This is a genomic window from Streptomyces sp. NPDC055239, from assembly GCF_053606205.1.
This window is the reverse complement of the sequence record NZ_JBSGRD010000003.1, coordinates 122,339-146,582: the sequence shown is the minus strand read 5'-3', so window position 1 is coordinate 146,582 and position 24,244 is coordinate 122,339. Positions and strand designations below refer to the sequence as shown.

The window sequence follows — 24,244 nt, the reverse complement described above, 5'->3', positions numbered from 1 at the left end:
CACTGACTATCTCTACGAGGTCGGACTCACGCTGCCACTCGTTCCCTAGGCCGTCAAGGGCGAGTACTGTTCAGTGCACCAACGAAAAATCCCGGTACAAGGCAGTGGAGGAACTCATGGCCGCGGTGGACCTGACCACCCACCCCGGGCACCTGGCCCGGCGTCTGCAGCAGGCGCACTATCTGCTGTGGAACACGATGGTCTCCGAGGAGATCACCTCGCCGCAGTTCGCCGTCCTGAACGCACTCGTCGCCGAGCCCGGCCTCGATCAGCGCACCGTCGGCGAGCGCGTCGGCCTCGACCGGTCCACCATCGCGGAGGTCATCAGCCGCCTGATGCGCCGTGAGCTGCTCGACAAGGTGCGTGACCCGCAGGACGGCCGCCGGTATCTGCTGCACCTGACGGACGAGGGCAAGCGCACGCACCGCAAGCTGACCGTGCGGACGGCCCGGATGAACCAGGTCTTCCTCGGGCCGCTCTCCGCGGACGAGCAGACCCTCTTCTTCGACCTGATCCAGCGGGTCTCGGACGCGGCGGAGGGCCTGCGCAATCCCGCGGAACCCTTCGCCGCGACCAACGGCCGACCCGTCGGCAGGGTCTGAGTCGTCGGCAGGATCTGAGTCACTGAGTCACGCCTTGGCGAACACCACCCACACCTGCCCCTTCGCGAACGGCAGTTGCTCGCCGTCTTCCGCCGTCGTGAACTCCGTGCCGCCTTGCGGGGACGTCCGCTCCCAGCGCGCCTCGTAGGCCCGGCCGTCCCGTAGAACCCGCGCGTTCCCCGAGCCGACGGTCTCCGAGAACGGCGTGTTGTTGCCCGAGCGGTCGTGGAAGCGGGACTCGCGCACCTTCACGTACTGCACGACGACCGTCGATGCCTCCAGCGTCTTGCCGTCGGCAGTGCGGGCCTGCGCCCCGTCCATGGAGACCAGCCAGCGCTTCCGCTCGGCCGACCAGTCGAAGGTGAACCGCGCGGCGGGGAAGCGGACCGTGCGCTCATGCTCCGGTGTGCCGCCCTTCGGACGCGCGCCGAAGGTGAAGCCGGTGCTCCCCAGACCTCCCGTGCCCGCGTCGGCGTCCAGCGCCTTCGGGCGTACGAAGAGGTTGTGCGGGGCTACCTTGCCGCCACCCCGGAAGTAGGCGTCGCCCGGCGCCTTGCCGGGTGACAGCGGGCGCAGGGGAGCCGCCGAGATCAGCGGGAGGAGTTTCGACTGCGCCCCGGAGAACGCGAGAGCCGGATCGTCGAACTGCCTCAGCAGCTCAAGATCCGTCTCCCGCGCACTGCGCACGGGGCCGACGACGGGCGGTGGCTTGCTCGCGTACACCGCCATCAGGCGGCTCAGCCCCGCCTCGACCTGCTCGGCGTACACGACGTCCGCCGCGTCCAGACCCGTCTGCGGGCGTGCGGGGCCCACGTTGTCGATCTTCACGGCGAGTACGTGCCCGTCGCCGTCGGAGGGCGCCTTCCCGTTGCCTCCGCTGGTGTCGCTGAGGGTGCAGCCGGGCGCGAGGCCCAAGGCGGCGACGGCCGCCACCGCCGCCACCGTCGTGCGTCGTGTCCATCTCCGCGTTCGCATGGGGACTTCCTACCCCGTCCGCCCTTGTCCTCCCGCACCTTGGCCAAGATCGGCCCGGCACTTCGGCCAAGATCAGCCCGGATCGAGGGCGTTGCGCGGGGAGCGACCATGACGTGCGTATGGCCGGAGTGCGAAGGCTGCGTTTCCGGAAAGCCGGGGCGGGTGACACGGCTTGACCCCTCTTGGCGCCGTGGCTAGTTTCATCGCCATGCGAATATCCCGGCGGTTCAAGCAGCGGCGCGCTGTTGATCTGATGCGCGTCGCCACCGCTCTGTGTAGCTGACCTTCAAGACGTCCTTCAAGGCGTCTTTCGAGGCGTCTTTCGAGGCGTCCTTCAAGACGTCCTTTCTAGGCGTACACGTCATTTCGTGAGAAGCCGCAGGGCCGCGGGGAATTGCCCTGCCGGTCCTCCCCTCCGTGAAGGTCCGCACTCCGGGAAAGAACTCATGCCCACACATATGCGTACGCCCACACATGTACGGGCGGCGCTCGGCGCTGCCCTCCTCGCGCCGCTGCTCCTGGCCGGATGCGCGGACAACGCCACGTCGACCGAGACCGTCGACGCCAAGCAGGTCTCCGCCAAGATCCCGAAGAAGGTGGACCCGAACACCACGATCACCGTCGGAGCCCCGGACGCCCAGGTCGCCCTGAAACTCTCCGGACAGATCGGCAAGCTCCCCTTCAAGGTGAAATGGGCCAACATCAGCGGTGGCCCCCAGTGCTCCGAAGCATTCAGGGCGCATTCCCTCGACGTGTGCTCCGCGGCGGAAATACCGTCCATTCACGCCCATTGGACGGGGCTCGACACAAAATTGGTGGCGGCCAGATTCCGCAAGGACCCGCTGAAGCACCCCACGTACGAAATCGGCGTCGCACCCGGCGCGGACATCGACACGCTGAAGGACCTGCGCGGCAAGAAGATCGCCTACAGCCCGGGGCAGGCACAGGGCGCCCTCGTCCTGCGCATCCTCGCCAAGGCCGGGCTCACCAAGGACGACGTGGAACTCGTCGAACTGCCCAGCACCGGCGACGTCTACCCGTCCGCGCTCGGCAGCGGCCAGGTCGACGCGGCGCCGCTCGGCGGGGTCAACATCAAGCGCTATCCCGCGAAGTACGGCAAGGACGGCGCGAAGACCATCCAGCACGGCCTTCGGGACGACCCGGGGCATCTGTGGGTGCCGACCGAGTCGGTGGAGGACCCTCAGAAGGCAGCGGCCATCAGGGAGTTCGTGAAGTACTGGGCGCGTGCCGGAGAATGGGCCGACAAGCATCCCGACGAGTGGATCGCCGGTTACTACGTCAAGGATCAGGGCCTGTCCCGCGCGGACGGTGAGTACCTGGTCAAGGGCAACGGCCACCCCGACTTCCCGGCCGACTGGACCTCCGCCATCGCACGCCAGCAGAAGACCGTCGATCTGCTGGCGAAGGAGACCGGGAAGAAGCCCTTCGACGCGGAGGTCCTCTTCGACCGGCGGTACGAGTCGGTCGCCGCGGATGCCGTCAAGTCCGGTGCGGGGGCGGGCACATGAGCGCCGAGGCTCCTTCCCTGACCAAGGCCGCCACCCGTACCGAACCCGTGACCCGGGAGCGCCGAAAGAACCGCCGACCGCGGCGCCGCAGGCTCGGACCGGGCCGCCCCATCCCGTACGGGTGGGCCATCGGCCCCTTGCTCCTGCTCGCGATCTGGTCGGCGGGGTCCGCCGCCGGGTTCATCGACGCCCGCAACCTCTCCGCGCCCTGGACCGTGGTGAGCACCGCCGGTGACCTGATCTCCGAGGGGCGCCTCCAGTCGAACCTCGCCACCTCCGCCGAACGCGCCCTCCTCGGGCTGCTCTTCGGCACCGCGGCCGGACTCGCCCTCGCGATCGCCGCAGGACTCAGCAGGATCGGCGAGGGAATCATCGACGGACCCGTGCAGATCAAGCGGGCCATCCCGTCACTCGCACTGATTCCCCTGCTCATCCTCTGGTTCGGCATCGGCGAGTCGATGAAGGTCATCACCATCGCGCTCGGTGTCTTCGTGCCCGTCTACATCCACACCCACAACGGGCTGCGGACGATCGACGGCCGCTACGCCGAACTCGCCGAGACCGTAGGGCTTTCACGGACCGGATTCGTACGGCACGTCGTCCTGCCGGGGGCGCTGCCGGGCTTCCTGCTCGGCATGCGGTTCGCTGTCACCGCCGCGTGGCTCTCGCTCGTCGTGGTCGAGCAGGTCAACGCCACGAGTGGCATCGGCTACATGATGGAGCTCGCCCGCACCTACGGGCAGACCGACATCATCATCGTCGGCCTCGTCGTGTACGGCCTTCTCGGTCTCATCTCGGACGCACTGGTCCGGCTCGTGGAGAGGAAGGCGCTGTCATGGCGACGCACACTGGCGGGCTGACGGACGAGGAAACGGCCGTCCGCATCGAAGGGCTCGTCCGCTCCTTCGGAGACCGCACGATTCTCGACGGCCTCGAACTGACCATCAAGCCCGGCGAGTTCGTGGCGCTCCTCGGCCGCAGCGGCTCGGGCAAGTCCACGCTCCTGCGGGCCCTGGCGGAACTCGACCACGAGGTCGAGGGCAGCGGAGAGCTCACGGCGCCGGACGACGTCTCGGTGGTCTTCCAGGACGCACGCCTGCTGCCCTGGAAGCGGGTCCTGGACAACGTAGTACTGGGCCTGACGGGACCCGGAGCACGGGACCAGGGCCGCGCCGCGCTCGACGAAGTGGGCCTCGGCGGCCGTGAGGGCGCCTGGCCCGCGGACCTCTCCGGCGGCGAACAACAGCGGGTCTCGCTCGCCCGCTCCCTGGTCCGCGAGCCGCAACTCCTGCTCGCCGACGAGCCGTTCGGCGCACTGGACGCGCTCACCCGCATCCGGATGCACGCCTTGCTGCGACGCCTCTGCGAGGCACACCGGCCCGCCGTGCTCCTGGTCACCCATGACGTCGACGAGGCGATCGCCCTCGCCGACCGAGTGGTCGTCCTGGACACGGGGCGCATCGCGGCCGACGTACGGGTGGAGCTTCCCGCGCCACGGGGGCAGGGGAGTGCGGAGTACGCGGAGCTGCGCGGGAGGCTGCTGCGACAGCTGGGGGTCGACCCGGCCGCACCCGAACCTGACCGCTCGGCGGCCGGAGCCTAGCGGCTAGCGCAGCACATCCGCCAGGTCGTACCGGACCGGCTCCTCCAGCTGGGCGAACGTACAGCTGTCAGGGGTACGGTCCGGTCGCCAGGTGCGGAACCGCGCCGTGTGCCGGAAGCGCTGCCCGCCCTCCATGTGGTCGTACGCCACCTCGCAGACGCGCTCGGGGCGCAGCTGCACCCAGGACAGGTCCTTCTTGCCCGACCAGCGGCTCGGCGCGCCCGGCATCCGGGACGTCTCGTGCGCGGCCTCGTCCGCCCAGGCCGCCCAGGGGTGGCCCTCCGCGGACTCCATCCGCAGCGGTTCGAGCTCCTCCACCAGCTCCGCCCGCCGCCGCATCGAGAACGCGGCGCAGACCCCGACATGCTGCAGGGTGCCCCCGTCGTCGTACAGACCGAGGAGGAGCGAGCCGACGACGGGCCCGCTCTTGTGGAAGCGGTAGCCCGCGACCACACAGTCCGCCGTGCGCTCGTGCTTGATCTTGAACATGAGCCGCTCGTTCTGCCGGTAGCGCAGGTCGAGCGGCTTGGCGATGACACCGTCGAGGCCCGCGCCCTCGTACTGCTCGAACCACTTCCGGGCCAGCTCCGGGTCCATGGTGGCGGGCGCGAGGTGGACGGGGGCACTCACACCGTCCAGGGCCTCGGTAAGGCGCGTGCGGCGGTCGGTGAGGGGCGTGTCGAGCAGGGCCTCGTCGTTCAGGGCGAGCAGGTCGAAGGCCACGAAGGACGCCGGGGTCCGTTCGGCGAGCGTCCGTACCCGTGACGCGGCGGGGTGGATGCGCTCCGTGAGCGCGTCGAAGTCGAGATGGCCGTCGCGGGCGATCACGATCTCGCCGTCCAGGACGCAGCGGGCGGGAAGACGGTCGAGCAGGGCCTCGGCCAGCTCCGGGAAGTACCGGGTCAGGGGCTTGCCCGTACGGCTGCCGATCTCCAGGTCCGCGCCGTCACGGAAGACGATGGCGCGGAAGCCGTCCCACTTGGCCTCGTACTGCATGCCCGGCGGGATCCTCGCCACGGGTTTGGCGAGCATGGGCTTGACGGGGGGCATCACCGGCAGATCCATATATCGATTCTGTGCCCATATGGCGGCTTCCGCCCGGTATGCGGCTCTCGTCCATTGCGCCTAGCGTGGCGGCATGGGTGGTAAAGCGGTCGAGCTCGACGCGGGCGGGCGGCCGGTGCGGCTCTCCAGCCCGGACAAGGTCGTCTTTCCGGAGCGGGGCTTCACCAAGCTGGACGTCGCCCGCTACTTCCTCGCGGTCGGCGACGGGATCGTACGCGCCCTGCGGGACCGCCCCACGACACTCCAGCGCTTCCCGGACGGGGTCACCGGCGAGTTCTTCTACCAGAAGCGCGTCCCCAAGAACCACCCCGACTGGATCCCCACAGCCACCATCGCCTTCCCCAGCGGACGCACGGCCGATGAGATGTGCCCCACGGAGATCGCCGCGGTCGTCTGGGCCGCCCAGTTCAACACACTGACCTTCCACCCCTGGCCGGTACGGGGCGACGACCTCGACCACCCCGACGAGCTCCGCATCGACCTGGACCCGCAGCCCGGCACGGACTACGCGGACGCGGTGCGTGCCGCGCACGAACTCCGGTCGGTGCTTGACGAGTTCGGGCTCAAAGGCTGGCCCAAGACGTCCGGGGGGCGCGGCCTGCACGTCTTCGTGCCGATCGAACCGAGCTGGGACTTCACCGGGGTGCGGCGGGCCGCGATCGCCTGCGGGCGAGAGCTGGAGCGGCGCATGCCGGACGCGGTCACGACCGCGTGGTGGAAGGAGGAACGGGGCGAGCGGATCTTCGTCGACTACAACCAGACCGCCCGCGACCGGACCATCGCCTCCGCCTACTCGGTGCGGCCACGGCCGAACGCCCCCGTGTCGGCGCCGCTGCGCTGGGACGAGATCGACGACGCGGTGCCGGAGGACTTCGACATCGGCACGATGCCGGAGCGGTTCGCCCAGGTCGGCGATGTGCACGCGGACATGGAGAAGCACGCCTACTCCCTGGACGCGCTCCTCGAACTCGCCGAGCGGGACGAGCGGGACCACGGCCTCGGCGACCTGCCCTATCCGCCCGAGTACCCCAAGATGCCGGGCGAGCCGAAGCGGGTACAGCCGAGCCGGGCCAGACACGACGAGTAAGGACAACGGCGCCCGCACCCCCTGCGGGGTACGGGCGCCGAAGCGGAATCGATCAGGCGAGGAGTGGCACCGGGCTACAGCTCCTTGATCCTGATGTCCCGGTACGAGATCACATCAGTGACCCCGTGCACCTGCACCCCGACGTAGCCGGACGAGTAACGCCGTCCGTCCGTGCCCGGGTCGTCGCCACGCGGCGGCGTGAAGTCCTGGCCGCCCGTGTTGTCGAACTCGTTGATCAGGACGCCGTTGCGGTAGATCGAGTAGTGCTGGTCCACCACCTTGATCTCGTAGTCGTTCCACGTGCCCTTCGGGGTGACGCCGGCGCCGGCGAGACCCACCCGGTCGAAGCCGTAGACCGACCCCGTCTTGTACATGTCGCCGTCAGGCTTGTCGAGCGCCTGGATCTCGTGCCCGTACTTGATGGCGACCCACTCCGGACGTGACTCCTCCGGGTGGTCGTGGACCTGCGGGAAGCGCACGAAGACACCGCCGTTGGCGTTGCCGTTGCCCGGCGCGTCGTCCCGCCACTGGAGCTTCAGCGAGAAGTCGCCGTACTTGCGCTCCGGGAACCACAGCATGCCCATGCCCTCGACGGTGGTGCTGCTGGTGATCGAACCATCGGCGTTGAGGCCGAACTTGCCGCCGCCGACCTGCTCCCACTTGTCCAGGGAGCCCTGGGTGCCGTCGAAGATCTTGCGGTAGCCGTCCGTCTGGCCCGGCTTGCCGATGCCGGACTGCTTGGCCGCCTTATTGATCTTGTTGTACTCGCGCTGGTCGATCTCACCGGCCTTCAGGAGCTTGTCCGTGACGCTCTTGACGTGCTTGAGGAAGAGCGCGTGCGAGGTCCACTCCTTCTCGTCCTCGATCAGCTCGTTGATGCGGCAGCGGGTGTTGGTGACCCGGTTCGGGATGCCCGTGTCGACCGTGCCGACGATGACCGTCAACCGCTCGTCGAACTCGGCGCAGTTGGGAGCGGGGACACCGCCGCCCTCCTTGACCGTGAACGCGACGTCCTTGGCCGTCGCCGTGTTGCCCGCCTTGTCGCTCGCCCGGTAGGCCACCGTGTGGCGGCCCACGCGGTCGACGACGACCGGAGCGGTGTACGCGAGGTACGGACCGCCGTCGAGCGAGTACTCGACCTTGTCGACGCCGGAGTCGGCGTCGGTCGCGGTGACCGTCACCTTAGCCTTGCCGACGTACGCGCCGTCCGAGTTCTTGGTGCCCTCGACCTTCGCGGCCGTCTCCGGCGGCGTCTTGTCCTGGACCGGCGGCGTGACCACGGTGAACTCGACGGCCTTCTCCGCCGCCTGGTTGCCCGCCTTGTCGGACGCGCGGTAGCGGATCTTGTACGCGCCCGCCGCGTGGACCATGACCGGCGCGGTGTACGCCGTCCACTCGCCGCCGTCACCGACCGCGTACTCGATCTTGTTGACGCCGGAGCCGGTGTCGGACGCCGTCACGGTGACGGTCGCCATCCCGACGTACTCGCCCTTGTCGTTCTTCTCGCCGGTCACCGTGGCCGAGGTCTCCGGAGGCGTCTTGTCGTTCGTGTCCGGTGCGACGACCTTGAAGTCGACGGCCTTCTCCGCCGCCACGTTGCCCGCCTTGTCGGACGCGCGATAGCGGATCTTGTGGGTGCCGACCTGATCGACGACCACGGGCGCCGTGTACGGCTGCCAGGCGCCGTCGGCGCCGACCGCGAACTCGGTCTTGTCGACGCCCGAACCCGCGTCCGTCGCCGTCACCGAGACGGTCGCGGAACCGACGTACGCGCCGTCGGCGTTGGTCTGTCCCTCGACCTTGGCCGCCGTCTCGGGAGCGGTGGTGTCCTCGCCGCCGCCCTCGGTCACCACGAGGATGCCCTGCATCGAGCCGTGGCCCGGGATCGTGCAGTGGTAGCGGTAACGGCCGGGCGTGAGGGTGACCTCCGCCGTGTGCTTGCCGCCCTGGTCGTCGTTCGGGTTGGCCAGGATGTTCAGCGGTACGTCGTTGTTGTACTCGGGGTCCGAGACGTCGAACGTCAGCGTGTGCGGCATGCCGGTGTCGTTGCCGGTCGCCTCACTGTTCTCGAAGACGATCGTCGTCGCGCCCGCGACCGCCGTGGCGGGCGCCGACGCGTACTTGTCGATCCCGTTGTTCGCGGTCCAGGTCAGGGTCTGGGCGGCCGCGGCGCCGGGGTTGTCGGGCTGGCCGGCAGCCGTCGAGGTCAGGCCGAGCACCATCAGGAGCGACGCGAGAAGCGCCGTCCAGAGTCTTCGCTTGCGTACGACTGGCATCATCCGGCCTTCCTTGCCAGGTCCTTGGCGGCCGGTGTGGCCTCGCCGCCCGAGTAAGTGACGCGCCACAGCGCCGACTTGGAGTCCGAGGTGAAGAACCCTCGGCCGTAGTCGAGTACGTACAGCGAACCGTCAGGGGCGAACTTCCAGTCCATGAGGTTCTTGATGCCGTCGTTGCCGATCGGGATGATCTTCTTCAGGGATTCGGCGTGCGTGGGCAGGCCGCCGCTGCCGACCGTCTTCGGGTCGGTGAGCACCGCGTGCCGGGGCTGGTCGGAGTCGTAGAAGTCACCGACGAACCACTTGCCGTCCCAGTACGAGGGCCACTTGTCGGCGCTCGTGCTCGCCGCGTCGTAGCGGTAGACCGGGCCGTTCATCGTGGCCTGGCCGCCGCCCTTGAGCCACGGCAGGAGAATCTTCTGCTCCTCCGTCTTGTAGCTCGGGACGCCCTTCGCGTCGCGCGGGTAGTCGACGCCGCCGCCCTGCGGCGAGTACCAAATGTTGTTCGGCTCGGCGGGCGGGATGTTCACCAGGCCGTCGTTGTTGGGCGACTCGTTCTTGAGGTTCTTGCAGTCGTACCAGCCCAGCGGCTTCGTCGGGTCCGGCAGATTGCGGTCGCGGTAGGGCTGGTTGTTGCCCATGCAGTACGGCCAGCCGCGGTTGGAGGCGTGGGTAATCGCGGCGAACGTGTCGTACTTCGCCGGACCCCACGTCGTCGAAGGCGCACCCGCGTCGGGGCCGACCCAGCCCGCGTAGAGGGTGTCGGTCTTCTTGTCGACGGAGATGCGCGCCGGGTTCCTGACGCCCATCACATAGATCTCGCCGCGCGTCTTGCCGCCGCCCTCGTCAGGCTCCTTGCCGGTGAAGAGGTTGCCCGAGGGGAGTGTGTACGTCCCGTCGTTCTCCGGGTGGATGCGCAGGATCTTGCCGTTGAGGTTGTTGGTGTTGCCCGCCGTGCGGCGCGCGTCGGCGAAGGAGACACCCTTGAAGTTGGGCTGCGGGTTGTTGCCCGAGTAACCGTCGCTGAACTGCGAGGAGTTGTTGTCACCGGTCGCGATGTAGAGATTGCCCTTGGAGTCCCAGGCCATCCCGCCGCCCGCGTGGCAGCAACTGTGGATCTGCACCGGCCACTTGAGCAGGACCTTCTCGCTTGCCATGTCCAGCTTGTCGGTGGTCCGGTCGAGCGTGAAGCGGGAGACGTAGCGCTCGGCCATGTGCGTCTCGCGGTTGATCTTCGAGTGGGGTGTGTAGTGCAGGTACACCCAGCCGTTCTGCTCGAACTTCGGGTCGAGCTCGATGCCGAGCAGACCCTCCTCGACCTTGATCAGCTCATCGCCGCCGCCCTTGTTGCCGAAGACGGTGAGTGCTCCGGCGAGCGTCGACTTCTTGGTCTTGGGGTCGTAGACGTGGATCTCGCCCTTGCCCTTGCCGATGTCCGGGTTGTTCCAGTCGGTGATGACCGGCTGCGAGGAGTCGGCGCCGCCGCGGCCGATGTAGACGACCTTGCCGTCGGGCGCCGTGACCAGGCCGTGCGGCTCGCCGATCTGGTCGTTCTGACCCGGCTGGTTGGCCTGGGTCAGGCGCTGGGCCTTGTAGTTGGCGGTGATCGTCGACTTGCAGTCGGCGCGTGAGATGCGGGTCGTCCAGTTCAGGGCGCCGCGCAGGTGCTGGCGGAAGTCCGACTCGTCGTACGAGGCCGCCGTGCCGCCCATGCCGGTGTAGAAGGAGCGTCCGCCGTCGTAGTCACGGCACCAGGAGATCGGGTGGTCCGCGCCGTTCTTGCTCGCGCCCGGCTGGTACGTCGACTCCCGTACGCGGGCCACGGTGTGGACCTCGCCGGTCGGGTTCTTGGTCCAGTTCAGCCACTGGTCGGGGCGCTTCCACTGGAGGGGCAGGTCCTTGGTGGCCGGGTTCTCCCGGTCGCCGACCTCGACGGTGGCGCGCTGTACGTTCGTCGGGCTGGAGTCGGCGGGGCGAGCGCCGATCAGGCCGGTGAACCAGCTCGAGTACGGCTCGGCGCGGGCCGCGTCATGGATGCCGAGGAAGCCGCCGCCCGCCTCCATGTAGGCCTCGAGGCCCGCCTCCTGCTCGGAGTCGAGGACGTCACCGCCGCCGGTCAGGAAGGCGACGGCGTTGAACTTGCCGAGCTTGGCCTCGTTCGTGAAGACCGACGGGTCGTCGGTCGCCACGATCTTGAACCGCTCGGCGGCCGGTCCCGACTGGCCGATCTTCTCGATGGCCTCGATGCCGGCGTTCACGACCGGTGACTCGTCGCCGTCCGCCGCCGAGCCGTGGAAGACGAGCACGCGCACGTTCGCCTGGCCGGGCGGCGACGGCAGGGACATCGTTGTCAACGGCGGTTCGGGATAGGGCCGCGCGGAGGCGGCCTGTGTGGAGAGCGCGCCGGTGACCATGGCTCCGGAGAGCAGGGCGGCGGCCCAGGCGCGGCGGGAGCCGACCCGGTTCCGGTGCTTGCTCAGGCTCTGGTTCTGGCCCTGATTCTGACTCTGCATCGGGTTCTTGCTCTGGTTCTCGCTCTGGTTCTTGCGGTTCGATCTGCGTCTGGCTCTGCTCAGCCCTCGTACAGCCAAGGGCTCTTGATGCGGTGTGAGCCGCATGAGTACACCCACCCCTCGTCGGTCACAGCAACAGGCGCGGATGAAGCTAGACCTCTTTTGGCCAGGCGCCAATAGGTACGGACGGAATTCCGCGAACTTTGTCCTGCGTGTGGATAAACGGGGATCCCCCCGATACCGTGTGGCCGTCTCGGGGGCCACCTGTGCCCCGTCAGTCTCCGTACCGCAGTGGGGAGTTCGGCATGGACCGACGGAGCTTCAACCGACGGATGCTCGTGGGCGGGGTGGCCGCGACGGCTGGGGTGACATCGTTGTCGCTCGCTTCTGCGCCCGAGGCGAGCACGGCCGAGAGCGCGCCGAGGACCGCGCCGGCGGGCGGTGAGGTGCGCCGCATCAAGATGTACGCGGAGAAGCTGCCGGACGGGCAGATGGGCTACGGCCTGGAGAAGGGCAAGGCGTCCATCCCCGGCCCGCTCATCGAGCTGAACGAGGGCGACACCCTGCACATCGAGTTCGAGAACACGATGGACGTGAACGCCAGCCTGCACGTCCACGGCATGGACTACGACATCTCCAACGACGGCACCAAGCACACCAAGAGCGATGTCGAGCCGGGCGGCAAGCGCACGTACACCTGGCGCACGCACGCGCCGGGCCGCCGCAAGGACGGCACCTGGCGGCCGGGCACGGCGGGCTACTGGCACTACCACGACCACGTCGTCGGCACGGACCACGGGACGGGCGGCGTGCGCAAGGGGCTCTACGGTCCGCTGATCGTGCGCCGCAAGGGTGACCTGCTGCCGGACAAGACGTTCACCATCGTCTTCAACGACATGACGATCAACAACAAGGCCGGTCACGACAGCCCCAACTTCGAGGCCACGGTGGGTGACCGGGTCGAGTTCGTCTCGATCACGCACGGCGAGTACTACCACACGTTCCACATCCACGGTCACCGCTGGGCGGACAACCGCACGGGCCTGCTCACCGGCCCCGACGACCCGAGCCAGATCCTCGACGACAAGATCACCGGTCCTGGGGACTCCTTCGGCTTCCAGGTGATCGCGGGGGAGGGGGTGGGGGCGGGCGCCTGGATGTACCACTGCCATGTGCAGAGCCACTCCGACATGGGGATGGTGGGGCTCTTCCTGGTGAAGAAGCCGGACGGGACGATTCCGGACTATGAGCCGCACCATGCTTCGGGGGCGGAGAAGAAGTCTTCCGGCACGGAGAAGAAATCTTCCGGGGCGGAGAAGAAGTCTTCGGGGGCGGAGAAGGGATCCGCTGGAGCCGCGGAGGAGTCCGGAGAGGCGGGGGCGTCCGGCCATCATCACGGCTAGTGGACGCCGGGCGCGCACTCAATAGGCCGGGCGGCAACTCCTAGTGCGCGTCCGGGGATTCGCCCCTCCCCGCAGTCGCTCGTACGTATCGGGGGCGCCCCGCCGCCGCGCCTCGTCGGCACTCGGCTCGCCCGCCTGTACGTACGCGCGCGGTCCAGGACCGTAGCGCCGGTGTCCGGGTCAACGAGGCCAGGGGTGCGCCCCGTTGACCGATTCCCGGCGCGTGATCTCCGTGAGAGCCGCGTCCCCTCTCGGCGCGGACCCGGTCCGCCGCCTCCTCGTGTCCTCGTGCAGATCACTGCCGACGACCCGCACAGCCTGACCGACGCTCAGCTCCTCCGCCAGCTCGGTCCAGGCAGCCCTTCGCCCCGGCTCGCGCTCCACCGCCCGCGTCAGTTCGTCCGGCGCGGGCGGTGGAGTTCACCGTTTTGGGCGGCAGGCGACCGCCGCCTTGCGGCGGGCCTCCACGTCCGCTTCGCGCGCCTTCGCCTCGTGAACATCCCGACGGCGTAAGTGCCTTGCGCCGGGCGCTCGATGCGGGTCCGGCCACCAGTGAGCAGACCCACCCGAGGCGTCGGCAGTGCCGCGCTCGGCGTCGGCGTTTCTGGTCGTTATGTGGAGATCGTGTAGGAGCCGTCGATCCCGGCCCCATCCCTTTACCCAGAGGTGCACGCTGGGTGTACTCCTTGTACGCCTCATGCACGCGCCCGTCGGTACGTCCCCTGTGAGCGCCCTTCGCGAACTGCCATTCAAAGGAGTCGAGTTGAGCAAGGACAGCGTGTACGACTACGTCATCGTCGGTGCCGGTTCCGCGGGATGTGTCCTCGCCGCCCGGCTCTCCGAGGACCCCGCGGTGCGGGTGGCGCTCGTCGAGTCGGGGCCACGTGACAGGAAGCCCGAGATTCGCATCCCGGCGGCCTTCCCGAAGCTGTTCAAGACGCCCTACGACTGGAACTACTCGACCGCGAAGCAGCCCGCGCTCGACGGCCGCGAACTGTACTGGCCGCGCGGCCACGTCCTGGGCGGCTCGTCCTCGATGAACGCCATGATGTGGGTGCGCGGCCACCGCGAGGACTATGACGCGTGGGGCGAGGCAGCGGGGCCCGAGTGGTCCTACGAGGCGTTCGAACCCTATTTCCGGCGTGCGGAGCGGTGGTCGGGCGGGGCGTCGGGTGCGGCGGGCAAAGGGGGTGGGGCGGGCGCGGCAGGTGCCGGCAGCGGCTACGGAACCGACGGGCCGCTGTGGATCTCCCCGCCCCGCGCCCCCAATCCGACCACCACCGCGTTCCTCGACGCCTGCCGCGAGGCGGGCCTGCGCGAGCTGGCCGAACTGAACGAGCCCGACCACAGCGGCTTCGCGCTCACTCCGCTCAACCAGCGCCGCGGTCGCCGCTGGAGCGCCGCCGACGGCTATCTGAAACCGGCCAGGCGCCGCCGCAACCTGCACGTCCTCGCCCGAGCGCGGGTCCGCAGGCTGGAGTTCGACGGGACGCGCGTGGCCGGAGTCATCGCCGACGGAGTGCCGGGGAAGCTGATCGCCCGCCGCGAGGTGATCCTCAGCGCGGGCGCCATCGGCTCCCCGCAGCTCCTCCAGGCCTCCGGCGTCGGTGACCCGGACGGCCTGTCGAGGGCGGGCATCGAGACGCGCGTCGCGTCCCGGGGCGTGGGCCGCCACCTCCAGGACCATCTCTCCTACGTGGTCACCATGGCCTGCCCGCAGCCCGTCACGCTGACCGGAGCGGACTCCCTCGCCAACGTCGGCCGCGTCCTGCTCGGCGGCCGCGGCCCGCTCACGTCGAACATCGGCGAAGCCGTCGCCTTCATCAAGACGCGTCCCGAACTCAACGCCCCCGACATCGAGTTGATCTACGCCCCCGTCCCCTTTGTCAACCACGGTCTGACCCCGCCGACCGAACACGGCATCACCGTCGGCGTGGTGCTTCTCCAGCCGGAGAGCGAGGGCCAGATCACCCCGAAGGGCCCTGGCGTCGGCTCCGCGCCCTTCATAGACCCCGGCTATCTGACGGCGGAGGCCGACCTGCGCACCCTCGTCGCCGGGGTGCGCCGCGCGGAGGAGCTTCTCGCGGGCCGCGCCCTCGCCCCGTACACATCGGGACCGATGGCGCCGCATCCGGGCACGGTCGACGACGCGACCCTGGCGCGGGCGATCCGCAGGGCGTCCGAGACGCTCTACCACCCGGTCGGCACCTGCCGGATGGGCAGCGACGAGGAGTCGGTCACCGATCCGGCGCTGCGGGTGCGGGGAGTGACGGCGCTGCGGGTCGTGGACGCCTCGGTCATGCCGCGGATCACGCGCGGCCACACCCACGCTCCCACGGTGGCGCTCGCGGAGAAGGCGGCAGAGCTGATCAGGGAGGACGCGCGGAGGTGACGCGGGCGGGGGGTATCTCCCCGCCACGGCCACCGGTCGTATCCTGACCGGCGCACACCAGCGATCCGCCCCCGAGGAGCCCCACGTGACCGAGCCGCCCAGCGCCGCCTCGCGCCCCACCCTGGAGGCCGTGGCCGCACGGGCCGGAGTCTCCCGGGCGACGGTGTCCCGCGTCGTCAACGGCGACGCGGGCGTACGCGAGGTGCTCGCCGAGAAGGTCAGGCTGGCGGTCGACGAACTCGGATACGTGCCGAACCGCGCCGCCCGCAGTCTCGTCACCCGCCGCCACGACGCGGTCGCCGTGGTGATCGCCGAGCCGGAGACGCGGGTCTTCGCCGACCCCTTCTTCGCGCTGCAACTGCGGGGCATCAGCAAGGAGCTGACCTCGCGTGACGTACAGCTGGTGCTGCTCCTGACGGAGGGGAGGGACGATCACGAGCGGGTCGGCCGCTATCTGGCGGGTGGCCACGTGGACGGCGCCCTCGTCTTCTCCCTGCACCTGGACGATCCGCTGCCCGGCATCATCCAGGGCGCGGGCGTGCCGACGGTCTTCGGCGGCCGTCCGGGGTGGCAGGACGGGACGGTGACGTCTCCGTACGTCGACTGCGACAACCGGGGCGGGGCGCGGGACGCGGTGCGCCACCTGGTCTCCCTCGGCCGCACCCGCATCGCGCACATCACCGGCGCCCTCGACCAGACGTCGGCGGTGGACCGCCTGGACGGCTTCCGCGACGTCCTGCCGGACGCGGGGGAGAGGTTCGTCGCGCACGGCGACTTCACCCCGGCGGGTGGCGAGCGCGCGATGCGCGAACTCCTCGACCGCGTCCCCGACCTCGACGCGGTCTTCGCCGCCAACGACCTGACGGCGTCCGGGGCGCTCCGTGTGCTCCGTGAGCGGGGGATGCGGGTGCCTCAGGACGTCGCGGTGGTGGGCTTCGACGACATGCTCGCGGTGGCCGAACAGGTGGAACCGTCACTGACGACGGTGCGCCAGGACATCGAGGAGATGGGCCGCCTGATGGCCCGCATGCTGCTCGCACGCGGCGAACTGCCGACGGAGAGCGTGGTCCTGCCGACGGTCCTGGTGCGGAGGGGCTCGGCGTAGGAGCTCCCCCTCGGCCCGGCCCGCCGTACCCGACCCGGCCCGGCCCGCCGCGCCCGGACGACTCCGGGGGCCTGCCGCCGTCCTGGGGGCGGCTGGCCTCGCGTCTGGTGTGCTGCCCTTCCCTGAGTGCCTCGCCCCGCGTCTTCCCTGCCGCGGCGGTGGGATCAGGCGTCCCGCCGTCCCGGAACGCCCCTCACGGCCAGGGGCCGGGACTCTCGCAGAGCCCCGCGGGCGCCCGGGGGCCGCCCCTTCCCCCGGCGTGCCGGGGCTCGAAGCCTCCCGTCGTCCCACGAACGGGTGCCCTCGTTCCCCCGCACGGTCCACCTGCGTTTTTCTCGGGCGGTGACCGGGTGAGGCTCGGATCAGTACTTTCCCTCATCCGGAGGTAACACCATGCGCAAGCGCGCGATCCTGGCAGCAGCGGCCTTCGCCGCGGTCACCGTCATCGGCGGTGCCGGCTCCGCCGTAGCCGCCGCCGACCCCGGCCCCGGCGCCTACGCCGAGGGCACGGCGCAGAACTCGCCGGGCGTCCTCAGCGGCAACGTCCTTCAGGTTCCCGTCGACGTCCCCCTCAACGTGTGCGGCGACTCCGTGAACGTCATCGGGCTGCTCAACCCGGCCGTGGGCAACAACTGCCAGTAGGCCTGCCGAACGGCACACCGCCGCCCCGTCGCGACCAGCGCGCGACGGGGCGGCGTGAGTGTGCTGCGGGTGCGGGAGACCCGGGGTGCGTTCCTACGCCCCTACGCCCCTACGCTCACCGTGAACCGCTTCGGATTGCCGTCGTGTGCCGCGCCGGACACATCGGGCTCCCCGTCAGGACGGACGTCGTCGTACGGGAACGCGTAGCCGATGGGTGAGTTCGCGTGCACCACCCGGGACCAGTGGTTGGTCACGTCGCCCTTGTAGTGGTCCCCGGAACCGGACCCGTTCGGCTGCTCCGCGTGGGTCAGCATGATGCTGCGGTTGAACCCCGCAGCGAGCCGCGAGAGCAGGCCCTTCTTGTCGTCGTTGTCCCCGGGGTCGTTGGTGAACGGCCCGTGGTTGCAGGTGAAGATGTCCTTCGAGGTCGGCTTCGAGAACGTGTGCCCACCGTTGAACGTCAGCGTGTCGCCGCTCACCCGCCCGGTGAACACGCCACGGCCGCCCTGGAGGTCGATCTTCAGGTCGGTGCCGCTGTACTTCTCCCACACCTCGTCGATGTAGCTGGTCCACACGTCCCGGAACGGCATCTCGTCGGGGCGGTCGAAGTACGGGGCCATGAGGTTCTGGGGTGAGATGACCCGCAGTACGTCTCCGCCCTCGCCGCGGATCACCAGGTCGCCCCAGGGCTGCCCGTCCTTCTCGCCCTGGGCGACGAGGTCGGAGGCGATCTTGTCGACGGCTCCGTCCGGCAGCGGAGCCACCTTGTGCGTGTCGTCCCCCTCCAGGGTCAGGCCGATGGGGAGGGCCGTGACGAGGTCGACGTAGCTGATGTTGGAGTACAACTGGTCGTTGTTGAAGGTGAATTCGCAGAACGACCAGGTGCGCCCGTAGTTGGCGTCCTCCTTGGTCGCGAAGGCGGGCTCGACGAGCGAAGGACCCGGGTTGAGGAAGAAGTCCAGCTTGTCGTCCCGCACGAAGTAGACGCGGGCACCGTACATGTGAGGAAGCGTCAGGACCTTCGGCGCGGATCCGGCCGCGCCCAGCGGAATCGCGCAGTCGACGGGCAGCGGGGTCTCCGGGGCCGACGGCGAGTCGGGCCGGTAGACGCCGCCGTCCGGCTTCAGCAGGACCCAGCGGTCGGTGCCCTCCTCGTGTCCGGTGACGTAGGCGTTCACCTTGCCCGGCAACGACTTGTTCTGGAGGGCGAGTTCACAGGTCGCGGGGGCCGCCTTGGCGCTCGGGCTGAGGGCACTTCCCCAGACGGGGTAGGTGAGGGCTCCGGCGGCACCGGCGGCAGTGGAGAGGAACACTCGACGCGATATCACGGAAGGTCTCCCGGGATGTGTGGGGGGATGTGTGGGGGATGTTGTGCGGCCGTGGGGGGTGGTTGGCCGCGTGGGTGCGACCACTGTTGCGTCGGTGAATCCAAGCGTCAAGAGTTGTGGCTGAGAGCGCTCTCAGAATTTTGGTTCTTTCACAAGGTGGCAGCACGCGCGCACTGTCAGTGCCGGGTGCCAGACTCGGAAGGACGGAAGAGAGATACGACAAAGGAGTCGATCATGCTCAATACCCGTTATGTCGCGGGCGCCCCCACGTGGGTGGACCTCGGCACCCCGGATCTGGAAGGCGCCCGTGCCTTCTACCGCGCGCTCTTCGGGTGGGAGTTCCGCTCGGGCGGCGCCGAGTTCGGCGGATACGGCATGTATCAGGCAGGCGGGAAGACCGTGGCCGGTGCCATGACCGTCACCGCCGATCAGGCCCCTCCGGCCTGGACGATCTACTTCAAGACGTCGGACGCCGACGCCACGGCCAAGGCGGTCGAGCAGGCCGGCGGCAGCACGGTGTACGAGGCCATGGACGTGGGCGACCTCGGCCGCATGGCTGTCTTCAACGACGACCAGGGCGTCGGCTTCGCCGTGTGGCAGCCGGGCACGAACAAGGGCCTCGACCTGGTGGACGCCCCGAACAGCATGTGCTGGACCGAGCTCTGCACGCCGGACATCGACGCGGCCCAGGAGTTCTACGGCTCCGTGTTCGGCTGGGGCACCTCCACCCAGGCCTTCGAGGGCGGTTCGTACACGATGGTGCATCCCGCGGGCGGCACCGCGAACGACATGTTCGGTGGCCTGTGGCCGCTGTCCGACGCCCCGGAGGAAGCCGAGGCCGGGGCGTACTGGACTCCGTACTTCCAGGTGACCGACATCGACGCGGTGCTCGCCGAGGTCGAGCCGTCCGGAGGCACGGTGCGGGTGCCACGCATGGACCTCGCGGGCGTCGGCGGCTTCGCCAAGCTCGCGGACCCGTCCGGGGCGCGGTTCGCGCTGATGCAGCCGGAGGCGCCGAGTACGGGCTGAGTGGAGGAGCCGGAAGGCCGTCGGCCGGCGGTCGCGGCCTTCCGGGGGCGCCCAGGAGGCGATAAACGGAGTCACCCGGTCCAGCACATGAACGGCCCCCGCGCGTTTCGCCGTGTTCCCCGCGGGCAACAAGGAAGTGCTTGAAACAGCGCACGTCGCGGCGTTGATCGTTCGTTGATCGGTTGTTTCGCGCCCGCTGCCAGCATCGACGGCATGCAGATCCACACGACAGCCGAGCCGGTAATCGACTGGCAGAAGCAGGCCCTGTGCGCCCAGACGGGATCCGAGTTCTTCTTCCCCGAACCGGGCAGCTCCGTGCGCGAGGCGAAGTACATCTGCCAGCTCTGCGAGATGCGCACCACGTGCCTCGAGTACGCCCTGGCCAACGACGAGCGGTTCGGCGTCTGGGGCGGCCTCTCGGAGAAGGAGCGGCTCAGCCTCAGGCGCGGCTGACCAGACGTACGCGATCAGGCGTACGTGACGACGCGCTCGCGATCAGGCGTACGTGACCGTGAACCTCCTCGTCCCTGCCGGAATGCGCACGTCGTCCCCCGTCACCGTCAGGTCGCGGCCGTCCGCCGTCACCGCCCGCACCGGGCCGAACCGGCACGGATAGACGTACCGCACGCGTTCCGGCGCCCGCGTGATGTCCACGGTGACCTTCCGGCCGCCCGCGTCATGGGTGAGCCGGTAGCCGAAGGGCGCGCCGAACAGGTTCGGGGCGTCGTCGACGGCCACCGAAGTGCCGTCGGGCACCCAGTGGGGACGTACGCCCGGAGCGATGTAGAGATGCGGGTCGCGGTCCTCGTCGGCCTCGAAGAAGAGGATGTCGCGGATCAGGAGCAGATACTCGGCCGCCGCCCAGCCGTGCGGGATGTCCCCCATGTACCAGTGGCGGGAGGGCACTTCGCGGAAGTCGGAGGCGATGGGGAAGGCGTGCTGCTCGTTCCACGCGCCGAGCGCCACCGTCCGCTCCTCGGTCCGCGGCAGCGAGGCGCCCACGATCCAGCCGAGCAGCGCGTCCATCCGGGCGGCGTCGCCGGACAGCAGGCAGGCGTGCGCCAACTGTGTGGTGAGGTAGGGGCCGTAGGCGTTCCAGGCCGCCTCGTGCCGGTAGCCGCCGGTCACGAAGTGCGCGTACATCGTGTCGAGCGTCGAGCGGGCCGCTCGGTCGATGTCCTCGCCCAGCTTGCTGCCCATGTGCAGCCGCAGCGGGTGGAAGAACGCCGCCGTGCCGATCATCGTCGAGTCGAGCCGGCCGACGTCACCAGGACCGGTCGGAATGTACGTCTCCCAGGCGCCGCGCCTGCGCTGCTCCTCCAGGACCCAGCGTATCGAGGCGGCTGTCGCCCGCTTCAAGTCGTCGAAAGCGCCCCAGAGTTCGGCCACGTCGGGCGAGCCGATCCGCTCTGCGAGCCGCGCGGCCTCGTAGAGACCCGCGAGGCCCCACAGGTCGTCCCAGTAGTGCGGCTTGTCGCGCTCGCCGAGGTGCTCGGCGCTCCAGCCGCTGTGCAGCAGTCCGTACTGGTCGCGGTTGTCGCGCAGCCACCGGGCGCCGTCGACGACGTACGGCGTGTACAGCTTCGCCCCGAACGCGGTGGAGCGGCCGTGCGTCCGGTCGAAGCGGCCGATGGCCCACAGCGCCTGGCCGTTGCTGTCCCATTCGCGGTCGTCCTTCTCGTGCGGGCCGCCGTAGAAGCCGTACTCCGCGCACGGTCCGATCCGGCCCGAGCCGCGGTTGAACTTCAGCGGGTAGTGCGTGCCCAGCTGCCGCTCGGCCAGGGCCGCGTCGCCGACCAGTGAGCACGCCGTGGCCTCGACGGAGGAGTCACGGATCCAGAAGGAGTCGTACACGGTCGGTCCCGGATGGATCTCGCCGTGGTCGGAGAGGATCAGGAGCTGTGAGCGGCACTGGCGGAACTGGTCCGCCAAGTGCGCCACAGGACGTGGCAGTTCGGGCTGCACGCCCTGCGCGATGAGCTTCCCCGTCCAGAAGACGCGGTTGGCCTCCTCGAGGGCGACGGCAGGAGTGGCCCTTATCTCCGCCAGGTCGGCGGCTCCGCTGTAGAGATCGACGGGAAGCCGTACGTCGAGCTCGAACAGTTCGTCGTCCACGACCCGGTAGGGCCAGGCGAACGCCGCACTGCACAGCCCCGCGATCTGGTCCTGCGCCTGGAGCGCGCCGTTCAGCTTGCCGCCCATGACGAGGTCGTGGAACGGGCTGCGGGTCAGATAGGAGTCCGGGTCGTACGTGAAGTCCGGGTTGCCGTAGGTCCCGTACTGCTCGGGAGGCGTGTCGAACACCGGTCCCCAGCCGCTGTTGGTCTCCACCCGCCCCTCATCGGGCAGATGGCGCAGGAAGGTGAGGCGCCGGTCCGTGATCCGGCGGCCGTTGCGGTCGTGCCGCTGGAAGCCGCTCGGCCCCGCGGGCATGAGGGCCGCGCACAGCCAGCCCTCGCGCGGCTGCCCGGTCGAACTGCCCACGGTCAGACGGGTCACGACGAGGTCCCGCTGCCGGGCGCCGATGGCCGTCCCGAAGGTCCGCTGCACGAACTCGGTGCCGTCGGCGGTGCGGAACGTCGTCAGGACCACCGGCAGATGGGGCGCCTCCATGCGCTGGCCGACCACCCCGGCGTCCGTCAGCTGCGGCAGACGCACGGCGCCGGTAGAGGGTGAGTAGAGGAAGAAGGAGAGGCAGTACTTGTCGTAGACCGGCTCGATCTCGCCCGCCTGCCCGATCAGGGACTCCTGGCGGTGGTCCTTGACGCCCACCATGTGCCAGTACCGGTAGAGGGCGTTGGAGGCGAAGGCGGCCTCCTTGGAGTCGTACGTTCCCGGGTCGAAGTCGTCGCTCCAGTGCCGGAAGGCCGCTTGCGCCCACCACGGAACGGGATAGGGCACCTGCGCCCGCCGGGCCCAACCGCGCCACATGACCTCGTAGAACATCCACTCGTGGGTCTGTGCCATGGGTTCCACCCCCGCTGCCCACCGTTGCACCGGGGTGGGCGGTCGTAAATCGGTTCGGCACTGCGGCCCTGCCGCGGATACGATCCTGGAGCGCGGGCGGACCGAGGACTCCTGGTCCGCGTGTGTGCGAGGTCCTGTAGAGCAGAGGCAGACTCGCCGCCTTTTCAGGGCGGATACGCCGGTTCGAATCCGGTCGGGACCACGAGCGGACGACGCGGGCGGTGCGGGACGGATGAGTGAGAGCGGCGAGATCAGCGAGGCGGACCTCGCGGTCTTCGACGACGTGATCGGCAGGCTCCGCGAACTGCCGGTCGACGACCCGGTCCGGCTGCGCACCGAGCAGGTCGCCGCCTCCTTCGCCCGCGACGGACGACTGCGCAGACGCAAGGCGCGCGGCGCCGAACTCTCCGCCGCCGACGCGGCCGCGATGGCCGCGACCGCCACCGGGGCCGACGGCCGCCGTGAGGACGCGCCGCTGGTCAGCGAGGGGGCCGCCGGGGTCTTCCGACGGCCACGGCCCTGCTATGTCTGCAAGGTGTCGTATCGACAGGTCGACTCCTTCTACCACCGGCTCTGTCCGGACTGCGCCGCCGACAACCGCTCCCGGCGCGGTCTGAGGACCGATCTGAGCGGGCGCCGCGCGCTGCTCACCGGGGGCCGCGTGAAGATCGGCTTCCAGCTGGCCCTGATGATGCTGCGCGACGGCGCCGAACTCCTGGTCACCAGCCGCTTCCCGCATGACACTCAGCGGCGCTTCTGTGCCGTGCCGGGCAGCGAGAAGTGGCTCGACCGGCTCACGGTGCTCGCCGTCGACCTGCGTGACCCGCGCCAAGTGCTCGGCCTGTGCGAGGAGTTGCGCGCGGAGGGCGAGCCGCTCGACATCCTGGTCAACAACGCGGCGCAGACGGTCCGACGGCCACCCGAGTCGTACGCGGCCCTCGCCGCGGGAGAGTCGGCGGAGCTGCCCGCAGGGGCGCGGGGCGCGCCAGGATTCCGGCCGATGGGGGCGCTGGAGGGCTCCACCGCGACGCGGGGCGCGCTCGCTCTCGTCCTGCCCGAGTCCGATGCCCTGCCCGAGTCCGACATCCTCCGCGCGGCCGACGAGGCGGGCCTGCTGCGCGACGCCTCGCCGGAGAATTCCTGGTCGGCCCGGCTCGGGGACCTCGACCCCGCCGAGGTCCTGGAGACCCAGCTGGTCAACGTGCTCGCCCCGGCCCTGCTCTGCGACCGGCTGCTGCCGCTGCTCCTCGCCTCGCCCCGTCCCCGTACGTACATCGTCAACGTCACGGCGGTGGAGGGCCGCTTCGCGGTGCGCAACAAGATGCCCGGGCACCCGCACACGAACATGGCCAAGGCCGCCCTGAACATGCTCACCCGCACGAGCGCGGCCGAACTCGCCGAGCGGGGCGTGCACATGTGCGCCGTCGACACCGGCTGGATCACCGACGAGAACCCCGCCCCCAAGAAGGACCGCATCGCCGACGCGGGCTTCCGCACACCCCTCGACGTGGTGGACGGCGCGGCCCGGATCTACGACCCGATCGTGCGGGGCGAGGCGGGCGCACCGGTCTCGGGGGTCTTCCTGAAGGATTACCAGGAGGCGCAGTGGTGAACGCCCCGTGGCGGATACGATCCGCCCCAAGGACGGGGTCGTAGCGCAGAGGCAGTCGCGGCGGTCTCCAAAACCGGAACACGCTGGTTCGAATCCAGCCGCCCCGCCCCCTCAGC

At 69.7% G+C, this 24,244-nt stretch carries 18 protein-coding genes and 2 tRNA genes; 14 read left to right on the top strand and 6 right to left on the bottom strand.

Annotated features, from left to right (window positions below; all coding sequences use genetic code 11):
* Positions 1-116 precede the first annotated feature (116 nt).
* Entirely contained in the window at positions 117-602 is a 486-nt protein-coding gene (locus ACWFRJ_RS11615) for a MarR family winged helix-turn-helix transcriptional regulator (protein ID WP_453527556.1), read from the top strand.
* Between the two features lie 27 nt (positions 603-629).
* Here ACWFRJ_RS11615 and ACWFRJ_RS11610 read toward each other — a convergent pair whose 3' ends face one another.
* Entirely contained in the window at positions 630-1,577 is a 948-nt protein-coding gene (locus ACWFRJ_RS11610) for a DUF3048 domain-containing protein (protein WP_453527553.1), read from the bottom strand.
* Between the two features lie 458 nt (positions 1,578-2,035).
* On the opposite strand from ACWFRJ_RS11610, the gene ACWFRJ_RS11605 reads away from it, so the two are divergent.
* Genes ACWFRJ_RS11605 through ACWFRJ_RS11595 form a run of 3 tightly spaced genes read left to right on the top strand, consistent with a single transcriptional unit; the run spans position 2,036 to position 4,709 of the window.
* Positions 2,036-3,106: an ABC transporter substrate-binding protein gene (locus ACWFRJ_RS11605; RefSeq protein ID WP_453527550.1), complete on the top strand. Its 1,071-nt coding sequence runs from the start codon at positions 2,036-2,038 to the stop codon at positions 3,104-3,106.
* A complete protein-coding gene (locus ACWFRJ_RS11600) occupies positions 3,103-3,966 on the top strand; it encodes an ABC transporter permease (protein WP_453527547.1) in 864 nt (287 codons plus the stop codon). Before ACWFRJ_RS11605 ends, ACWFRJ_RS11600 begins: the two co-directional genes overlap by 4 nt.
* The gene (locus ACWFRJ_RS11595) at positions 3,942-4,709 is read left to right on the top strand and encodes an ABC transporter ATP-binding protein (RefSeq protein WP_453527544.1); all 768 of its coding nucleotides are present in this window, start codon (positions 3,942-3,944) and stop codon (positions 4,707-4,709) included. The genes ACWFRJ_RS11600 and ACWFRJ_RS11595 overlap by 25 nt, the downstream gene beginning before the upstream one ends.
* 3 nt (positions 4,710-4,712) lie before the next feature.
* Here the strand turns inward: ACWFRJ_RS11595 and ACWFRJ_RS11590 are convergent, their stop codons facing one another.
* Entirely contained in the window at positions 4,713-5,774 is a 1,062-nt protein-coding gene (locus ACWFRJ_RS11590; protein WP_453527541.1) for an ATP-dependent DNA ligase, read from the bottom strand.
* A 73-nt stretch (positions 5,775-5,847) separates the two neighbouring features.
* On the opposite strand from ACWFRJ_RS11590, the gene ligD reads away from it, so the two are divergent.
* Positions 5,848-6,861, top strand: coding sequence for a non-homologous end-joining DNA ligase (gene ligD, locus ACWFRJ_RS11585; protein WP_453527538.1), 1,014 nt, complete (start codon positions 5,848-5,850; stop codon positions 6,859-6,861).
* A gap of 74 nt (positions 6,862-6,935) precedes the next feature.
* Here the strand turns inward: ligD and ACWFRJ_RS11580 are convergent, their stop codons facing one another.
* Both ACWFRJ_RS11580 and ACWFRJ_RS11575 read right to left on the bottom strand, forming a co-directional pair.
* Positions 6,936-9,137, bottom strand: coding sequence for an OmpL47-type beta-barrel domain-containing protein (locus tag ACWFRJ_RS11580; RefSeq protein ID WP_453529578.1), 2,202 nt, complete (start codon positions 9,135-9,137; stop codon positions 6,936-6,938).
* Positions 9,137-11,551: a ThuA domain-containing protein gene (locus ACWFRJ_RS11575; RefSeq protein WP_453529575.1), complete on the bottom strand. Its 2,415-nt coding sequence runs from the start codon at positions 11,549-11,551 to the stop codon at positions 9,137-9,139. Before ACWFRJ_RS11575 ends, ACWFRJ_RS11580 begins: the two co-directional genes overlap by 1 nt.
* A 404-nt stretch (positions 11,552-11,955) precedes the next feature.
* Here ACWFRJ_RS11575 and ACWFRJ_RS11570 point away from each other — a divergent pair, with 404 nt between their 5' ends.
* The 4 genes from ACWFRJ_RS11570 (at position 11,956) to ACWFRJ_RS11555 (ending at position 17,192) form a co-directional block, all read left to right on the top strand.
* Positions 11,956-13,053, top strand: coding sequence for a multicopper oxidase domain-containing protein (locus ACWFRJ_RS11570; protein ID WP_453527536.1), 1,098 nt, complete (start codon positions 11,956-11,958; stop codon positions 13,051-13,053).
* A gap of 763 nt (positions 13,054-13,816) precedes the next feature.
* Entirely contained in the window at positions 13,817-15,445 is a 1,629-nt protein-coding gene (locus ACWFRJ_RS11565; RefSeq protein WP_453527533.1) for a GMC family oxidoreductase, read from the top strand.
* 85 nt (positions 15,446-15,530) lie between these two features.
* Positions 15,531-16,550: a LacI family DNA-binding transcriptional regulator gene (locus ACWFRJ_RS11560; protein WP_453527530.1), complete on the top strand. Its 1,020-nt coding sequence runs from the start codon at positions 15,531-15,533 to the stop codon at positions 16,548-16,550.
* A 393-nt stretch (positions 16,551-16,943) separates the two neighbouring features.
* Entirely contained in the window at positions 16,944-17,192 is a 249-nt protein-coding gene (locus ACWFRJ_RS11555; protein WP_453527527.1) for a chaplin, read from the top strand.
* A gap of 101 nt (positions 17,193-17,293) precedes the next feature.
* Here ACWFRJ_RS11555 and ACWFRJ_RS11550 read toward each other — a convergent pair whose 3' ends face one another.
* Positions 17,294-18,520, bottom strand: coding sequence for a glycoside hydrolase family 64 protein (locus ACWFRJ_RS11550; protein WP_453527524.1), 1,227 nt, complete (start codon positions 18,518-18,520; stop codon positions 17,294-17,296).
* Between the two features lie 234 nt (positions 18,521-18,754).
* Between ACWFRJ_RS11550 and ACWFRJ_RS11545 the strand changes: the two genes are divergently transcribed.
* Together ACWFRJ_RS11545 and ACWFRJ_RS11540 are read left to right on the top strand one after the other, a co-directional pair.
* Positions 18,755-19,549: a VOC family protein gene (locus ACWFRJ_RS11545; protein ID WP_453527522.1), complete on the top strand. Its 795-nt coding sequence runs from the start codon at positions 18,755-18,757 to the stop codon at positions 19,547-19,549.
* Positions 19,550-19,762: 213 nt separating this feature from the next.
* Positions 19,763-20,002 carry a WhiB family transcriptional regulator gene (locus ACWFRJ_RS11540; protein WP_453527519.1) on the top strand — a complete coding sequence of 80 codons (240 nt, stop codon included), beginning with the start codon at positions 19,763-19,765 and terminating at the stop codon, positions 20,000-20,002.
* A gap of 42 nt (positions 20,003-20,044) precedes the next feature.
* On the opposite strand, the gene ACWFRJ_RS11535 is transcribed toward ACWFRJ_RS11540, so the two are convergent.
* Positions 20,045-22,516: a hypothetical protein gene (locus tag ACWFRJ_RS11535; RefSeq protein ID WP_453527516.1), complete on the bottom strand. Its 2,472-nt coding sequence runs from the start codon at positions 22,514-22,516 to the stop codon at positions 20,045-20,047.
* 130 nt (positions 22,517-22,646) lie between these two features.
* Here ACWFRJ_RS11535 and ACWFRJ_RS11530 point away from each other — a divergent pair.
* The 3 genes from ACWFRJ_RS11530 (at position 22,647) to ACWFRJ_RS11520 (ending at position 24,235) form a co-directional block, all read left to right on the top strand.
* Positions 22,647-22,718 (top strand) — tRNA-Glu (locus ACWFRJ_RS11530).
* 30 nt (positions 22,719-22,748) lie between these two features.
* Positions 22,749-24,128, top strand: a complete 1,380-nt coding sequence (locus ACWFRJ_RS11525; protein ID WP_453527513.1) for an SDR family NAD(P)-dependent oxidoreductase — start codon at positions 22,749-22,751, stop codon at positions 24,126-24,128.
* A gap of 33 nt (positions 24,129-24,161) precedes the next feature.
* Positions 24,162-24,235 (top strand) — tRNA-Trp (locus tag ACWFRJ_RS11520).
* Positions 24,236-24,244: the final 9 nt, after the last annotated feature.

Bases quoted from the DNA above. Each gene is read 5' to 3' on its own strand.
- ACWFRJ_RS11555 (WP_453527527.1), top strand. From the start codon at position 16,944: ATGCGCAAGCGCGCGATCCTGGCAGCAGCGGCCTTCGCCGCGGTCACC.
- ACWFRJ_RS11610 (WP_453527553.1), bottom strand. From the start codon at position 1,577: ATGCGAACGCGGAGATGGACACGACGCACGACGGTGGCGGCGGTGGCG.
- ligD (WP_453527538.1), top strand. From the start codon at position 5,848: ATGGGTGGTAAAGCGGTCGAGCTCGACGCGGGCGGGCGGCCGGTGCGG.
- ACWFRJ_RS11570 (WP_453527536.1), top strand. From the start codon at position 11,956: ATGGACCGACGGAGCTTCAACCGACGGATGCTCGTGGGCGGGGTGGCC.
- ACWFRJ_RS11595 (WP_453527544.1), top strand. From the start codon at position 3,942: ATGGCGACGCACACTGGCGGGCTGACGGACGAGGAAACGGCCGTCCGC.
- ACWFRJ_RS11605 (WP_453527550.1), top strand. From the start codon at position 2,036: ATGCGTACGCCCACACATGTACGGGCGGCGCTCGGCGCTGCCCTCCTC.
- ACWFRJ_RS11615 (WP_453527556.1), top strand. From the start codon at position 117: ATGGCCGCGGTGGACCTGACCACCCACCCCGGGCACCTGGCCCGGCGT.
- ACWFRJ_RS11600 (WP_453527547.1), top strand. From the start codon at position 3,103: ATGAGCGCCGAGGCTCCTTCCCTGACCAAGGCCGCCACCCGTACCGAA.
- ACWFRJ_RS11525 (WP_453527513.1), top strand. From the start codon at position 22,749: ATGAGTGAGAGCGGCGAGATCAGCGAGGCGGACCTCGCGGTCTTCGAC.
- ACWFRJ_RS11535 (WP_453527516.1), bottom strand. From the start codon at position 22,516: ATGGCACAGACCCACGAGTGGATGTTCTACGAGGTCATGTGGCGCGGT.
- ACWFRJ_RS11545 (WP_453527522.1), top strand. From the start codon at position 18,755: ATGCTCAATACCCGTTATGTCGCGGGCGCCCCCACGTGGGTGGACCTC.
- ACWFRJ_RS11580 (WP_453529578.1), bottom strand. From the start codon at position 9,137: ATGCCAGTCGTACGCAAGCGAAGACTCTGGACGGCGCTTCTCGCGTCG.
- ACWFRJ_RS11590 (WP_453527541.1), bottom strand. From the start codon at position 5,774: ATGGATCTGCCGGTGATGCCCCCCGTCAAGCCCATGCTCGCCAAACCC.
- ACWFRJ_RS11575 (WP_453529575.1), bottom strand. From the start codon at position 11,551: ATGGTCACCGGCGCGCTCTCCACACAGGCCGCCTCCGCGCGGCCCTAT.
- ACWFRJ_RS11540 (WP_453527519.1), top strand. From the start codon at position 19,763: ATGCAGATCCACACGACAGCCGAGCCGGTAATCGACTGGCAGAAGCAG.